This window comes from Pseudomonadota bacterium, assembly GCA_027620075.1.
GTDB lineage: Bacteria > Pseudomonadota > Alphaproteobacteria > Rickettsiales > UBA6187 > 1-14-0-20-39-49.
This window is the reverse complement of the sequence record JAQCEY010000010.1, coordinates 39,792-53,610: the sequence shown is the minus strand read 5'-3', so window position 1 is coordinate 53,610 and position 13,819 is coordinate 39,792. Positions and strand designations below refer to the sequence as shown.

Sequence of the window (13,819 nt, the reverse complement as noted above, 5' to 3'; positions counted from 1 at the left end):
TTTATTGACAGCACAATTTTAGGATGATAATACCAGCTAAATAATAACGTAAACGGATGGGTGTTAATATGAGTTTATTGTCCAGAAAGGAGCAGGAAGCAATTATAACCTCTTTTGAAAGAGACTATGGGAAGCTGATTATGCAGTCAAAAAACAGGATTATTGATAAAGAATCATTTGGTAAAAGAATGAATGAGTTGGTATCCCAGATAGATGATATGACAACTCCTTTATATTTTGAAGATGATAATATTGAGTTTCTTTGCAGTATTTCAAATTCAATAAAATCAGCAAAACATATATGAAAAAAAATACAAGGGAAATTAAGCACTATGAATTGCCTGATTACAAATCGTTCTCAGAGAAATATCCCAATGTACTAAAAAATGAGAATGAATTTAAAGAATTTAAAATAGTTTATGAATCAATGGATTTAACATCTGCAAAATTCATAAAGAAATTTTATAAGGAATATTGGGAAGAAAATTCTGGAAAAGTACCAGGTGTTGAAACACCAAAGCTATATCAGGTGTTTTTGATAAAGGAAGCAATAAATTTATTCAGGAAAATAAAATAAGGGATGAAATGTCATTAAATTTAAATGTGAAATGTCATGATGAAGAAGAAAAAATAAGGAAGGTATTTAAATATTTGAACAAGTCAATGGATGAGCCGATGAAAATAAAATCAAGTTTTCCAGAACTGTGGGATTCAATGCTGGATTTATATATTATATTAGATGAGTAGGTTGTGGGGTATTTATTAACAGAAGATGAAATTCTTGGAAAGCGTGTTTGCAGAGCAAGACGAGATACCTTATACACACAAGTTGATTTAGCTAGAAAGTTATCAATATCATCAAGCCAGCTATATAAATTCGAGAAGGGCAAAAATAGGATACCTGCGATTGTTTTATATAATATAGCAATCTTATGTAACAGAAAACTCGACTGGTTTTTTGAGGATTTTAAACCGCATGTCACGGATGCGAGTCGCAAAAATCGCCAATAAGTAGAATGCTTAACGCGAAATGCACTTTTTCTTGTTTTTTGAGTTTTGCTGTGTATTAGTTCAATTATTAATAAAAGTTAATTTGTTTGGAATGTGTTATGAGTAAAAATAAGAAAATTGATAATAAACAAGATGAAACAGAAGTAATAAATGATAATATCAAGACGCAAATTCCTGCTACGATGGAAAGCATATTTGGCAGCATAAGTTGGCTAATGCTTCATTCTCCGGCACATAGGCATATGTTCATTTCTGATTATGAATGGCTAGTAATGCCTGCATTACAAAGCAAGCAGTTTAGAGTGATACGTCAGGGAAATACTCCTATTGCATATATCAGCTGGGCTTATTTAGATGAAGAAACAGAAGAACGTGTAAAAAAAGGAATGATAAAATTAAAACCTACAGAGTGGACTCAGGGTGACAGACTTTGGATTATTGATGTAATAGCACCTTTCGGAGGTTCAAAACAGCTTCTTCAGAAGCTGAATGAGACTGAATTTAAAGGAAAGAAAGCAAATGTACTTAGACCTACTAAGGATGGTAAAGGTCTGGAGGGAATATTGCTGAATGATCTTTTAAAAGAAGGTGGAGATAAGGAAGATAAATAATAATTGTTAATTATAGAAATTTACCAAAAGTATCATTATGGTTTTTGCTATTTATAGTAATTCTAATTACTAAATCGGGTATTGCATTATGAGTAAATTTAGAAAAGAACTTAACAAATACAAATTTGCATCGTTATCCTTAATATTAGGTGGCTTATTTTTTGGTTATGAAACTGGAATATCACTAGCCATAATAGGTATAATTGTTGATATTTTTATTATTTATAGGAAAGAGCTTAAGAAAGGTGAAATAAATAAAAACAATGTTATTCTTTCTAAACAAGCATTAGTTGTATGGTCTATAATTTCTTTAGGTTTTTCTATCTTCTATACTATTGTAATTTGCATTGGTACAGGAGCAAATGGTCATAGCACTTTAATTGATAGTTGGATTAATTTTACTCAACCTCTTATAAAAATAACATCCGATTATATTCCTGCAATTAATCATTACGTTAAAAACCTTACCGAAATTGGGCAAGAATGGAGGATAGGACGATTAACAAATTTATGTACAGTATTATTAATTGCTAACACTATTTTTGCCATTATACTTCCGTTTGATTTTAGGAACAGAGTTAGACGTGTTACCGAAAAATTTTATTCGGATATTAAAAAAGATAATTCAGATTGTTATATCTGCGTTTGGTTTAAACAATGTTTCAAATTATTATTTGGAATATGTTTATCGTTTATTTTAATTTATCTTTGCTTACAACCAATTTTCTTTGGTTCAACTATAGAATACGGCACTAGAAAATTTGAGCTATTAATACCTCTATCTACTGTAGGCTTCTATTTTCTACTGCATGGCACAATTGCTGTAATAACAGCTTTTATAATAATAAATTATCAATTCGTAATAAAATCTATTTCAGGCAAGTCTTTGGAAAGGAATAAATAATATGTCCAAGAAAAATGTAATAATACCAACAATTCTTTTAGATGATCCTATTTACGGTAGTTCATCAACATCTAATTCTGGTTTTAATTTAAGTTTAAATGATTTTGATATAATCCCCGATACTATTTTTCCTGTTGGACAAAAAGTATTAACTGGAATAATTGTTTTATTAGATACTTATTAAAAAAATGGGGTGGTTAATGTTTAGATATTTTAAAGATCATAAATATTTTTTAATTTTTTGGCTAGGTGGCTGGTTTTTATTAGGCAGTTTTTTTGCTGTTTTAACAGGTTTTTTTGGTATTATTATTGATAGGTTGTTGAGACCACTCAAAAACCCTACTAATCAACCATTTACAACCAGTTTAATATGGTTTGGAATTATATTTCCCTTTTCTTTTTTATATGTTTTTATAATTGTTATTTTTACATCAGAAACATCAGACTATAACTTAATACACGCGTGGATAAATTCTTCAAAGCCACTAACCGACAAAATGGCGGAATATATACCTGTAATAGATAATATTACACGCCAAATATTAGACCGTGGGGATTCTTGGAGAGTTGATAGAGTTAGGCATTTATATGGAGTTTTGTGGTTTATTTGTATAATAACATCACCACTTTTGTTTAAGGATTCTTGTAGGTTTGCAAAGTATATTACCCAAAGATACTATAGAACTAAAAATGACGAAAAATTTAGACGCTTGGTAATTATGTATTTAAATTTTTTTCTATTTGGCATGATATCCTTTTTGTCAATTTGGTCTCTTTTTGCAGGCTATAATGACTCAATTGATATAAGCAATGATTCATACAGGAGATTGGAGAGGTTTATTGCTATAAATCCACTAGGTGTATTTTTATTTTTATTCTTGAGTGTACCTATGATGATAGCTTTAGTAAGAATTCATTACCGTAAAATAAAACCATTAATTAAAAAAGTATGACTAAAGGATAAATAATGTCTAAAAAATATATAATTATTCCAACAATCGTTACAAACCCAACGTTAAATATTGTTGCAGGTAATTCTTCGGGATTTAACTCTACTTCTGGCGACTTTACGCCTTATTTTGATATTCATAATTTAACTGGATACGACAGCTCTAATATTATTAATATTTCAGATTTAGAAGTTAATATTCCTGTAGGAAGTAATAATATAGGTTATGTTGACGAACCTTCATATTTTAGCTTGGATAATAATGTTGTTTATAATTGGCTTGCCGAAGGTGATGAAAGCTCAAAAAGTATTTTTAATCAAGATATTCGAGATTTACAAACTAATATAACTATAGCAGATGCGTTTATTGAAACAATAACAAATGATAAGGTTAGGTCTACCTCAGTTAATCTTCTTCAATCGAACGGTTTTAATCAGACAGCATATTATTATGAGAAATTTGATGCAGCTGTTGATACTTTTACTGCTAAAATTCCTGGAGCAAAATTCTTTGGTGATAATTTAGGTACCGCTGGGTATGTTTTGGCTCCCCTTGCAATAGCTTCTGCAGAAGATAAATCTAAAGAAACATTCATACAAGTAACTTCTGCAGGGAACAGTATTATGTTTTGAGTATGAGTTTTTAATATTCTTATAAAATTACTTAAATTTAATTAAAGTTCTAATTTAAAAAGGTAGCATTATGAATGAAGAGGCAAGTGTCATGGAGAATGATGAAATTAAGTTTGATATTAGACCGTTCATTATATTCAACAAAAACTTAAGAAATAATAAAGGAAAGAAAAGTATTTCTTATATAAAGTATTCAATTCTGTATAGCTTAATAGGCATTACTCTTTTTGGATTATCAATTGGAATTTTATGTACATTATTTGGTGTATTCTTAGACTGTTATGACAACAAAATCTTAAAAAAGAGACAGCTATATTCAGAAAAAGACGAGGTATACAAAAAGTATGAGTCTTCATTTCTTTTTCAAGACTACATTAAATTTATATTTTTAATGTCAGGCAGCGTGTTAGTTTTGCTCTTTTTTTACAGTGCGTTTATTCAATTTTCTGGAAACAATTTTGTTGTAAGGTGGATTGAGTTTACAAATGTACTATCAATAAAAGTAGCTTCTATTGTTCCTCTGGTTAATAAGATAAATGAATTTGGAAAACAAGACGGCTATTTGGAATTATCAAGAAAAATGAGTCATTTATTTTCTGTTTCATGGTTCTTTGTGTTAATGCTAATTCCATATTATTCTTACAAATTAATAATATTAACAGCCAATATAAAGCACTGGGAAACAAGAGAAAATTATTTTGGCAACAAGAGTTTGCATGCAAAACAAATATTCTTTTTTTTATTTTTCATGGGATTAATAAGTCTTTTTTTAAATCAATCATTTTTTAGAGATATACAAGATTTGAAAGGGATGGAAAGTGGAATTATCTTATTGGTGCATGTTCCACAATTAGTGTTCATGACAGGCTTCTTATTAAGCTTAGTTGTCCTGATTTTTGTTAATAATGTTGTTCATAAAAGATTTTAAATACGATAGTTAAAGGAATTAATTAAGAGAAAAATACATGTCTAAAAAAAATAGCAAAATAAATCCTTACTTAAATTTAATTATTTTTTGGTTAGGGGCGTTAATCTTCCCAAGTTGGTTATACTGGAATGTTCTTTATTATTGCGTTGAATCTGAGTCATTAAGATATTCTATAATAGTGTGGATGTCTATAATGGAGCCATTTACAAACTTTTTTTATGAATTAATACCTGCCATAGGAACTTATGCATATCAATTTGCTCAAGTAAATGGACTTCCTAAATCTATGGTATTTATCCATCTTTATGGGATGATATGGTTTTTCTATGCAATATTAGTGGTATTTTTGTTGTGGTATTTTAGAGATCGGTTGAAGATATATATTTATCGAAGTTTGCATAGAGGATACAAACTCACATTTAAGTTATTTCTCAAATCATATACTTTTTTTACGTTCTTTTTATTTTTTTCAATCCTATCTTGGCATATCACAATTTTAGGATTTGAGAATATGGGATATGTAAATTTAGGAAGGCTGGAATTGATGATACCTGTTAAAATATGCCTAGTATTTATGTCAATAATTTTATTAACGGATCAATCTTTAAAGCTAATAAATATTCACTGGCGATTAACAAATAATATCCTGAAAGGAAAAAGATATGTCTAAAAAAGATAATAAATGTTATTACAGTTTTTTATTAAAGCTGTTCTTTTTATCACTGGTCTTTTGTTTTTCTTATTTCTTACAAAACAAGAATTTTTCACAAGCAGCGTCAAAAGCTTTTATTGAAACAGATACCAACAAAAACTCTGGCGATAAAGAAATCCATGCATGTGTTGGAGCGGATAGAAATAATACAAAGGCTGAGTCCTTAAGTTTTTGTAAAAACGCCGCTGAGCGTGGTCATACTCAGTCTCAATTAATATTGGCTTCTAAGTATTTTATTGGTGAAGATACAAAGCAAGATTTTACAAAATCTTATAAATGGTACATGGAAGCTGCGAAAGCAGGAGATATGGAGGCTATGTATTTTCTTGGATTAATGTACAATTTTGGAATGGGTGTTGATGTAAATTACAAAAAAGCAATGAATTGGTACTTAGAGTCTGAAAAATTAGGAAATTATAAAGCGAAAAGCTCAATTGGTAGAATGTATTATAAAGGTGAGGGAGTAGAAAAAAACTTAGGTGAGGCCTTGAAATGGAATTTAGAAGCTGCAGATAATGGGGAACATATGGGACAATATTATCTTGGTAAAATGTATTTTAATGGTGAGGGAGTAACGCAAGATTATAACAAGGCTATAGATTATTTCTTAAAATCTGCTGAACAGGGTAATGAAGAAGCACAGCGTAGTATTGGTATAATGTATTATAAAGGTGAAGGAGTATCTATAGATTATGCAGAGAGTTACAAATGGATTTATATTTCTACAATGATGTCTAGGGCAAAAACTTCTGTAAGCAAGAATAAGTATGATGATGATTTTATTTTTATAGATAAAGAGGTAACAAATGAACAAAGATTGTTAGGTAAAAAACTTGCTGAAAAGTGGTTAAGTAATAATGATGAATTTAATAAAAGATTGGCTGTTAGGTAGAATTTTCATCGTTAGATAGAAGGTCAAGATGATATGTTATAAAGGACTATCAAGGTGTCCATTAAGAGTATTTTTAAAATAAATTATGAATAAAGTTATTTAAAAGGCGTTGCAATGAGTAAAAAAAATATAATAATCCAAACTATTTTTCAAAATGGTGACGCTCCAGTTAGTTTTTATAATAGTTATGAAGCTGAATGGAGAAAAGCTAATGAAAGTAACTATTATTCTTCACTTAATTTTGCTTTCAGTCCTGAAAATCTAGAAAGTAGCCCTATAGACCTATTTCTGGACTTTGATTACAAGCCGCAAAGCGTTGATTTAGAGGGTGTTTTTGTATTTGGCGACATTGGGGTTGGTGTGAAGTCCGACACACAGTTATATTTGGACTTAGAATTTCAAAGAATCTTTACCAATTTAGACGAGCAAAGACAAATTCAAATTCAAAACCAAGCACCAGGACTTGGAGTTGGAGAGAAATTTCTTATTAAATCTGCTGGGGATATCATTATCCCAAATAAATTTAAAAATATTAGCAAGACATGGGAATATTCAAATATTGCTTATGATGGAACTGATAATATCATTAACAAAGGTAGTAGTATTGATACAGAAATTATTGGGCAAATAGGGGCTTATGGTGCTGGTGCTCTTGTTGGTGGATTTATATTAGCTCCAACACCGGATGATGTTATTACATGGCCGACTGTTGCCTTAGTATACATTGTATCTGAGGTTGCTGGTGGATTAAGTGGTGATGCAAGTAAAGGCGTGTATTCAAATTATATAAAAGCACCATTCAATAATGCAACAGATACGGTAGCGAAAGCAAATTCTTACGCAGAAGATTATTTTAAATATGATTATGGTCAAAGATTTAAATGGAATGATCCATTTGTAATAGATTTAAATAATGATGGAAAAATAGAATTAATAGGATTGCAAAATTCACGAGTGTATTTTGACGGAAATAATGATGGTAATCTTAATAATATTGCATGGTTTGGTACAACTGAGGGGCTATTAGTATTAGATAAAAATTCTGATAACTTAATAACAGATTTTAGTGAGGTTGTTTCAGAGGGATTTGCAGATAACATAAAATCAACGATGGATGCACTAAAATTTTTAGATACAAACAATGATGGAATATTAAATAATCTTGACGACCAGTTTAATCAGTTGCAAATTTGGGTGGACAGCAATTCAAACGGTATTACAGATTCTGGAGAGTTAAACAGTATTTCGTATCATAATATTAAACAAATTAATATTTCTACGGCTGATACAACTGGATTAGTTGATTTAAATGGTAATATTATACGAGCTAAGACAACAGTTGTTCTTGATGACGGTAATGATACAGAATTAATCGCACAGGCTATTGATTTTCTAGCTGACTCTGAGCTTTATACAAAAGATAATGTTGATGGAGAGGTATCTTACTATACATCTCAAGGGGATAGTAGCAGTTTGGCCGTAAAGGATGGTAATGAGGATAGTACTGTAAATGTATCTCAAGTTGATGCATTCATATCGGGCGATAGCAACGATACGGTAACGGTTAATTCTAATGAATCAATAGTAATAAATGCAGCAGGTGGAAATGATAATATTATATCAGGTGCTGGAAATGATTTCATACATGGAAGTGAGGGCGATGACACAATTGATGGTAATGACGGTCTTGATTTAGTATACTATCAAGGGTTAAACGATGATTATACAATTTCTCAGAACGGTAATATTTGGACAGTTACAGATAATATTACAAATGATGGTCATGATAATGGTACTGACACTTTAACAGGTATAGAACGTATCCGCTTTGATGATCAAGTAATTCACACTGATGGCACAAACAACAACCCTATCGTGGTTGGTGGGGAAATGACTGTTCGTGGTAATGCGGAGCTTTCAATTACATCTAGAGAGCTTTTAAATACCGCAACCGACATTGACGGCGATTATTTATCGGTAATATCTATAGGTAATATTGAGCATGGAAGTGCATCTATTGATAAAGATGGCAACGTAGTATTTACACCGGAAGACGGTTATACAGGAAAAGCAAGTTTTGACTATACGGTTGAAGATGGTCATGGAGGCGTTGCAACTGGAACAGCTGAAATTAACATCTTACCGGATTTACCTACCGATGAATTATTTGAAGATCAGTGGTATTTAAAAGCCATAAATGCTATATCAGTTTGGGATGATTATACCGGAGAAGGTGTAAAAATAGGAATTGTTGATGACGGAATTACTGAGCATACTGACTTAGATGTTGATGTCGTAAATGACGTTGTAAAAATGGATTATGTTGATCAAACTTCCGAGAGCTTCCTTGGCGATGAAGGGATACATGGCACATTCTTAGCAGGATTAATTGCTGCCAGACGAGATGATGCAGGTGCTAATGATGGAATTGTCGGAGTTGCTCATGGTTCGGATCTAACTGCTTATATTGCTTATGGTGATAAAGCTTTCCGTATGAGAGATGACAGCAATAACCTATACGATATGGACGTTGCAACAAATAGCTGGATGTATAATCCCGGATCGGGTCCGACTGTTTATTCAGGGCAGGAGTTCGGACATGTGACCGAGGAACTGGAAGATGCCGTACAAAATGGCCGTGATGGCAAGGGTACTGTGGTTGTCGCATCTGCCGGTAATGCAAGAGGTGCGGGTGAGAACACCAACTATTTTGAGCTGATGAATTCACGTTATGCAATAACTGTTGGCGCGGCGGATAGTTTGGGTAAATTCCTGCCGTTTTCAACGCCCGGTGCTAATGTGCATGTGGTGGCACCCGGTTCGGATATTACCTCAACCGATATTGAAAATGGTGGTGGATACTCAAATGACCCCGATGGCAATACTGCGCTCGGTTCGGATTATTTTAACGGACAGGGAACGAGTTTCTCTACGCCGATCGTAGCCGGTGTGGTTGCTTTGATACTGGAGGCCAACCCTGATCTTGGCTGGCGTGATGTTAAGGAGATATTGGCATATTCGGCAGTAAATTCAGATGCAGGTCATGCAGGATGGAGAGCGAATGCTGCTGATAACTGGAACGGTGGCGGCCTGCATTACAGCCATGATTACGGCTTTGGCATGGTAGATGCGTTAGCTGCTGTTCGTTTAGCGGAAACATGGGGCAAGGATGCTGCCACAAGCGCAAATGAAATTGTTGTTGATGGCGAAAATACCATAAGCCAGACAGTCCCTAATAATGAAGAAGGGATTTATAGCCAGATTGAAATTACTTCCGGTGTGCGTATTGATCAGATCGAGGTAGAGCTTGATATGCTTGATACGGACTTGCGTGATTTGCAGGTAACGTTGATCTCACCTGACGGAACGCAGAGCATATTGATGGATAATGCATCACTGCAGGGCAATGGCGTGGTTAAGTGGACACTTTCCTCCGGTCACTTTATAGGTGAGCTTGGGGTCGGCATGTGGACGCTGCATATTGTTGATAAAGATAGTGGCGACAAGGCGGTATTAAACAGCTGGAAACTGCATTTATATGGCGATGAGATCACCAATGACGATGTCTATATCTACACAAATGAATATGGCAGGTTCATCTCCGAGGCTTATGAAACAAGGGGTGTGCTGGAAGATAGCGAAGGTACGGACACTATAAACGCCGCAGCCGTTACGACAGATACAAAAATAGATTTACGCGAAGGTGAAACCAGCCTGATAGCTGGCCGTGAACTAAACGTTGCAAATGGCACTGTTATCGAGAATGTCTACACAGGTGATGGTGACGATAAAATTACAGGCAATAGTGCAAATAATGCCCTGCATGGTGGTCGTGGTGATGATGTATTGGCAGGAGGTGCCGGAGCAGATGTGTTAGACGGTGGCCGTGGCGATGATATTGCCGATTATACGGGTATTACACGTGATGAACATGACAAAAAGTCGTATGAGCTAAAGCAAAGGCAGCAGCAAATAAACAAGCAACTTGCAAACTTTGATGGTGCAGACGAAGAGTTCACAACTAGCCTTAAACTGTTGCTAGACCTCACTCAGAACGCAGGGCTGTTATTTAGAAGTTCTAACCTTGAGCAAAAACGCAAGTTAATTAACCTAGTGTTCCAGAACTTATCTTTGACGGGCGGAAAGGTAGAGCATGCCTTGAAAAAGCCGTATGAACTGTTCCTAGATAAGGCTAAGTGCTCTAGATGGCTGGGGTACCAGGATTCGAACCTGGGATGTCGATACCAAAAACCGATGCCTTACCGCTTGGCCATACCCCAACATTTTTAATGCGAAGCATCTTAATAAGGCAATTTTATACAAGTTTCAACAATTTTTATGGATTATATTAATAATATTTGAAAATTTATTAGCGATATTGCCGGTTATATATATTTAGTTACCATTTGGCGGTAGCGTTCATCCTTTCTTAGTTCTTTAAAGAACGGCTCTTCTTCCAGCACTTTTTCAGTAATATTAATTGAGGATAGGTTTATATAATTTTCTAAATCGTCTATAGCATCGGAAAAATTTCCTAAATCAGCCTGTGAACAAGCTCTTTGCCAATATGCCATGGAGTAGTTATTATCCTGTTCGGTTAGTGATATGCCCATTTTGATTCACCTATATCTAACAACGTATCAGCCTTATATGTAAGTGCCTCGGTGTCATCAGGCTGCATTTCCAGAATTTCGTCATATAGATTTATCTTTTCCTCAGTGTTTTTCTCGATAGCCGCACGCATCCATAAAGAATGCAGCTTGTTTGTGTTTGAAATCTCCTCCTGAGTCGCAATTAACTGGTCGGAACGTATCTTTACGTTATTTTCAACTTCTTCCAGCCTTTTTTCATAACTTTCTATCAGTTTCGCTATTTTTGCCGAGGTAATAGACTCTATATGTCCTTTAACATCTTGTATCGAACGCCATCCAAGCAGCACTATCAAAGAGGCGGCTGCGGTTATTATATAAAAAATATTGTTGGTAGTGTCTGCCATATAACGTATAGCTCTGTCAGATGCTTCAAGTTTTGCTTCGGCAACTTTTTCAGTTAGTTCAACTTGTAATATGTTTTTTTCATTACGCAATGCCTTCAATTCATCTAGTACGTATCGTTCCATCAGAGGTCTTTCTAAAATCCTGTCGTTATCCGTAACAGGTTCCGGCATAGCTTGAGCAATTGAAATATTGCTTGCGAGGGTCAATAGAAGTGAGACTATTATGTTACATTTTCTCATGCGTTACAGACTAGAGCATAAAATGAAGCGGTTCAAGGAAAGAATAAAATAATCATCTTTTTACGCTTAGTTGTGGCAGCAAGACTCAACCCATTTACTAAATTCGTTATCGGATTTATCTGTTTTAACGGATATCACGCATGGGCATTCATAAGGGTGAATATATTTTACATATTCTATAATATTATCAACTAGCCCTGAAGAAGTCTTGGCAATTATAATGCATTCAGGGTCTTGTTTTATTTCTCCTTCCCACTCATATACCGAGGTTACACCGTCAATTATATTGCAGCAGGCAACTAATTTTTCTGTAATCAAGCTATGAGATATTTTTAAGGCTTCTTCTTTTGATGGAGCTGTAATATATATAATATGCATGGTTAATAGTATTTTAATTATTTTTCGTTACAATTCGGAAGGTTTGTATTTTTTATAAAGTAATATTTTATGATAAAAAATGAAAGAACATTATGCTTGGGGTGTGATTGTGACTCGGTGGAAGTTTCTACCAGATTTAGTCCCAGAGCTAAAAAAATCAGCATAAAGATAACGGGTCATAATGGGGTAGAGCTTATTGTGCCTAAACATGTAAGCGAAAAACAGGCGATGAATTTCCTTTATGGCAAGCAGGACTGGATAATCACAAAAAGCAAAGAGATAGGCATTAAGACCAGAACCCGATTTGAAGACGGGGCTAAAGTTCCTATTCGGGGGGAAGTTTATACAATTGAATATAGCGGGACTATTCGAGGCAAAACCAGATTGGAGGGCGACAGGCTTATAGTTTGCGGTGAAAAAGGGGTAATCGCAGGCAGGGTAAGAAGCTTCCTACAGGATTTAGCAAAAAAAGAGATATCGGCAAGGGCTGAAATAGAATCGAACAAGCTGGGCGTGGATTACAGTAGGATAACCGTTCGGGATACAAGTAGCAGATGGGGCAGCTGTTCACGTAAGAAAAACCTTTCTTTTTCATGGAGGCTTATCATGGCTCCAAGAGATGTTTTAGAATATGTGGTAGCACATGAAATTGCCCACCTTATTGAAATGAACCATAGCAAAAATTTCTGGGAGTTGGTAGAAAGCATCTTTCCTTCTCACCCGCAAGCGAGAAAGTGGCTTAAAGATAATGGGGTTATGTTGCATACTTATGGTTGATTGTATCGTTTGTTTAAAGGATTGTCGAAAACCATTCCAACCTTACCGCCAAACGCACCGTGAAATAAACTATCAAAATAAATTTCAAAATTAAGTTCTTTTAGTGATTTAAATATTAAGCAAAATATACTCCATATTTTGCAGGCAATTGAAATTACGTATGTTTTCATTGTATCAATTATTTCATGAAGTATATCCGCCATCTTTCTTAATGAAGTTTTTATTGAAACAAGTATAGAGGACGCTAATGATTTTACATGTAGTAAGAAATTTTTAGCAGCCTTCTTAGTAAGTTTAATTCTTCGGTCAATTCTTTCAGGCATGTTGTTGCAGTAATCAAGGAAAGAGCGAAATAAACTCAATTCTGTCTCGGGTAAGTCTACAAAATAGGGTTCTTCTATTGCTTGTTGTATATCAGACTTAATACTTTTTAATATAGTATTTATAGCCATGTCGTCATTTTCAAGCGTTAAATTAAGTTCAAGCATTATAAATCCATACTAATAATTAATAAGGTAAATTAAAAGTATTTTGAATTAAAGTCAATAAATTATGTGAATAAAGGGTGTGGTATATTTAACAAGCCAACGATACACTTACTACTGTCATTCGACGGCTTGACCGGCGAATCTATGAATATCAAGCATTGGATTCGCCGATTAAATCGGCGAATGACAGGATAAATTAGTCCGTAAAAAATTCTATCGTTATCGAATCCTCATGTTTTATAAAAAACAAAAACCTTGCTAAATAAATAAAATTATGTATGCTGCGTTTGCAAATCACAA

19 protein-coding genes and 1 tRNA gene are annotated in these 13,819 nt (G+C 33.8%); 13 read left to right on the top strand and 7 right to left on the bottom strand.

The features are described 5' to 3' along the window. Window positions 1-68 precede the first annotated feature (68 nt). The 12 genes from O2942_10900 to O2942_10845 all read left to right on the top strand — a co-directional run bounded on the left by O2942_10900 (window position 69) and on the right by O2942_10845 (window position 6,640). Complete coding sequence (locus tag O2942_10900; GenBank protein MDA0782756.1) at window positions 69-305, top strand: hypothetical protein; 237 nt, start codon at window positions 69-71, stop codon at window positions 303-305. Continuing rightward, on the top strand, window positions 302-577 hold the full coding sequence (locus O2942_10895; protein MDA0782755.1) for a hypothetical protein: 276 nt from the start codon (window positions 302-304) through the stop codon (window positions 575-577). Before O2942_10900 ends, O2942_10895 begins: the two co-directional genes overlap by 4 nt. An 8-nt stretch (window positions 578-585) precedes the next feature. Beyond that, window positions 586-747 carry a hypothetical protein gene (locus O2942_10890; protein ID MDA0782754.1) on the top strand — a complete coding sequence of 54 codons (162 nt, stop codon included), beginning with the start codon at window positions 586-588 and terminating at the stop codon, window positions 745-747. A 3-nt stretch (window positions 748-750) separates the two neighbouring features. After that, window positions 751-1,011 carry a helix-turn-helix transcriptional regulator gene (locus O2942_10885; protein MDA0782753.1) on the top strand — a complete coding sequence of 87 codons (261 nt, stop codon included), beginning with the start codon at window positions 751-753 and terminating at the stop codon, window positions 1,009-1,011. A 98-nt stretch (window positions 1,012-1,109) separates the two neighbouring features. Continuing rightward, window positions 1,110-1,622 (top strand): toxin-activating lysine-acyltransferase, encoded by a 513-nt coding sequence (locus O2942_10880; protein MDA0782752.1) that lies wholly within the window; start codon window positions 1,110-1,112, stop codon window positions 1,620-1,622. Between the two features lie 88 nt (window positions 1,623-1,710). Beyond that, on the top strand, window positions 1,711-2,526 hold the full coding sequence (locus O2942_10875; GenBank protein MDA0782751.1) for a hypothetical protein: 816 nt from the start codon (window positions 1,711-1,713) through the stop codon (window positions 2,524-2,526). Window position 2,527: 1 nt separating this feature from the next. After that, entirely contained in the window at window positions 2,528-2,710 is a 183-nt protein-coding gene (locus O2942_10870; GenBank protein MDA0782750.1) for a hypothetical protein, read from the top strand. A gap of 16 nt (window positions 2,711-2,726) precedes the next feature. Beyond that, entirely contained in the window at window positions 2,727-3,479 is a 753-nt protein-coding gene (locus tag O2942_10865) for a hypothetical protein (protein ID MDA0782749.1), read from the top strand. Window positions 3,480-3,493: 14 nt separating this feature from the next. After that, complete coding sequence (locus O2942_10860; protein ID MDA0782748.1) at window positions 3,494-4,108, top strand: hypothetical protein; 615 nt, start codon at window positions 3,494-3,496, stop codon at window positions 4,106-4,108. A gap of 70 nt (window positions 4,109-4,178) precedes the next feature. After that, window positions 4,179-5,036, top strand: a complete 858-nt coding sequence (locus O2942_10855; protein ID MDA0782747.1) for a hypothetical protein — start codon at window positions 4,179-4,181, stop codon at window positions 5,034-5,036. Between the two features lie 37 nt (window positions 5,037-5,073). Further along, window positions 5,074-5,706, top strand: coding sequence for a hypothetical protein (locus O2942_10850; protein MDA0782746.1), 633 nt, complete (start codon window positions 5,074-5,076; stop codon window positions 5,704-5,706). Next, window positions 5,699-6,640 (top strand): tetratricopeptide repeat protein, encoded by a 942-nt coding sequence (locus tag O2942_10845; GenBank protein MDA0782745.1) that lies wholly within the window; start codon window positions 5,699-5,701, stop codon window positions 6,638-6,640. The genes O2942_10850 and O2942_10845 overlap by 8 nt, the downstream gene beginning before the upstream one ends. A gap of 1,517 nt (window positions 6,641-8,157) precedes the next feature. Here O2942_10845 and O2942_10840 read toward each other — a convergent pair. The 6 genes from O2942_10840 to O2942_10815 all read right to left on the bottom strand — a co-directional run bounded on the left by O2942_10840 (window position 8,158) and on the right by O2942_10815 (window position 12,254). Beyond that, entirely contained in the window at window positions 8,158-8,283 is a 126-nt protein-coding gene (locus O2942_10840; protein ID MDA0782744.1) for a hypothetical protein, read from the bottom strand. A 1,086-nt stretch (window positions 8,284-9,369) separates the two neighbouring features. Then, complete coding sequence (locus O2942_10835) at window positions 9,370-9,522, bottom strand: hypothetical protein (GenBank protein ID MDA0782743.1); 153 nt, start codon at window positions 9,520-9,522, stop codon at window positions 9,370-9,372. Window positions 9,523-10,846: 1,324 nt separating this feature from the next. Continuing rightward, window positions 10,847-10,920 (bottom strand) — tRNA-Gln (locus O2942_10830). Window positions 10,921-11,025: 105 nt separating this feature from the next. Beyond that, window positions 11,026-11,253: a hypothetical protein gene (locus O2942_10825; GenBank protein MDA0782742.1), complete on the bottom strand. Its 228-nt coding sequence runs from the start codon at window positions 11,251-11,253 to the stop codon at window positions 11,026-11,028. Beyond that, a complete protein-coding gene (locus O2942_10820; GenBank protein ID MDA0782741.1) occupies window positions 11,238-11,807 on the bottom strand; it encodes a hypothetical protein in 570 nt (189 codons plus the stop codon). The genes O2942_10825 and O2942_10820 overlap by 16 nt, the downstream gene beginning before the upstream one ends. A gap of 135 nt (window positions 11,808-11,942) precedes the next feature. Further along, window positions 11,943-12,254, bottom strand: a complete 312-nt coding sequence (locus O2942_10815; protein MDA0782740.1) for a divalent-cation tolerance protein CutA — start codon at window positions 12,252-12,254, stop codon at window positions 11,943-11,945. Between the two features lie 69 nt (window positions 12,255-12,323). On the opposite strand from O2942_10815, the gene O2942_10810 reads away from it, so the two are divergent. Further along, the gene (locus tag O2942_10810) at window positions 12,324-13,031 is read left to right on the top strand and encodes a SprT family zinc-dependent metalloprotease (GenBank protein MDA0782739.1); all 708 of its coding nucleotides are present in this window, start codon (window positions 12,324-12,326) and stop codon (window positions 13,029-13,031) included. On the opposite strand, the gene O2942_10805 is transcribed toward O2942_10810, so the two are convergent. Beyond that, window positions 13,022-13,519 (bottom strand): hypothetical protein, encoded by a 498-nt coding sequence (locus O2942_10805; GenBank protein MDA0782738.1) that lies wholly within the window; start codon window positions 13,517-13,519, stop codon window positions 13,022-13,024. The genes O2942_10810 and O2942_10805 overlap by 10 nt on opposite strands. Window positions 13,520-13,819: the final 300 nt, after the last annotated feature.

What these genes read in the sequence shown, in the direction of transcription:
- O2942_10900 (MDA0782756.1), top strand. Translation starts at nt 69, where the DNA reads ATGAGTTTATTGTCCAGAAAGGAGCAGGAAGCAATTATAACCTCTTTT.
- O2942_10895 (MDA0782755.1), top strand. Translation starts at nt 302, where the DNA reads ATGAAAAAAAATACAAGGGAAATTAAGCACTATGAATTGCCTGATTAC.
- O2942_10890 (MDA0782754.1), top strand. Translation starts at nt 586, where the DNA reads ATGTCATTAAATTTAAATGTGAAATGTCATGATGAAGAAGAAAAAATA.
- O2942_10880 (MDA0782752.1), top strand. Translation starts at nt 1,110, where the DNA reads ATGAGTAAAAATAAGAAAATTGATAATAAACAAGATGAAACAGAAGTA.
- O2942_10875 (MDA0782751.1), top strand. Translation starts at nt 1,711, where the DNA reads ATGAGTAAATTTAGAAAAGAACTTAACAAATACAAATTTGCATCGTTA.
- O2942_10870 (MDA0782750.1), top strand. Translation starts at nt 2,528, where the DNA reads ATGTCCAAGAAAAATGTAATAATACCAACAATTCTTTTAGATGATCCT.
- O2942_10865 (MDA0782749.1), top strand. Translation starts at nt 2,727, where the DNA reads ATGTTTAGATATTTTAAAGATCATAAATATTTTTTAATTTTTTGGCTA.
- O2942_10860 (MDA0782748.1), top strand. Translation starts at nt 3,494, where the DNA reads ATGTCTAAAAAATATATAATTATTCCAACAATCGTTACAAACCCAACG.
- O2942_10855 (MDA0782747.1), top strand. Translation starts at nt 4,179, where the DNA reads ATGAATGAAGAGGCAAGTGTCATGGAGAATGATGAAATTAAGTTTGAT.
- O2942_10850 (MDA0782746.1), top strand. Translation starts at nt 5,074, where the DNA reads ATGTCTAAAAAAAATAGCAAAATAAATCCTTACTTAAATTTAATTATT.
- O2942_10845 (MDA0782745.1), top strand. Translation starts at nt 5,699, where the DNA reads ATGTCTAAAAAAGATAATAAATGTTATTACAGTTTTTTATTAAAGCTG.
- O2942_10840 (MDA0782744.1), bottom strand. Translation starts at nt 8,283, where the DNA reads ATGAAATCATTTCCAGCACCTGATATAATATTATCATTTCCACCTGCT.
- O2942_10825 (MDA0782742.1), bottom strand. Translation starts at nt 11,253, where the DNA reads ATGGGCATATCACTAACCGAACAGGATAATAACTACTCCATGGCATAT.
- O2942_10820 (MDA0782741.1), bottom strand. Translation starts at nt 11,807, where the DNA reads ATGCCGGAACCTGTTACGGATAACGACAGGATTTTAGAAAGACCTCTG.
- O2942_10815 (MDA0782740.1), bottom strand. Translation starts at nt 12,254, where the DNA reads ATGCATATTATATATATTACAGCTCCATCAAAAGAAGAAGCCTTAAAA.
- O2942_10810 (MDA0782739.1), top strand. Translation starts at nt 12,324, where the DNA reads ATGATAAAAAATGAAAGAACATTATGCTTGGGGTGTGATTGTGACTCG.
- O2942_10805 (MDA0782738.1), bottom strand. Translation starts at nt 13,519, where the DNA reads ATGCTTGAACTTAATTTAACGCTTGAAAATGACGACATGGCTATAAAT.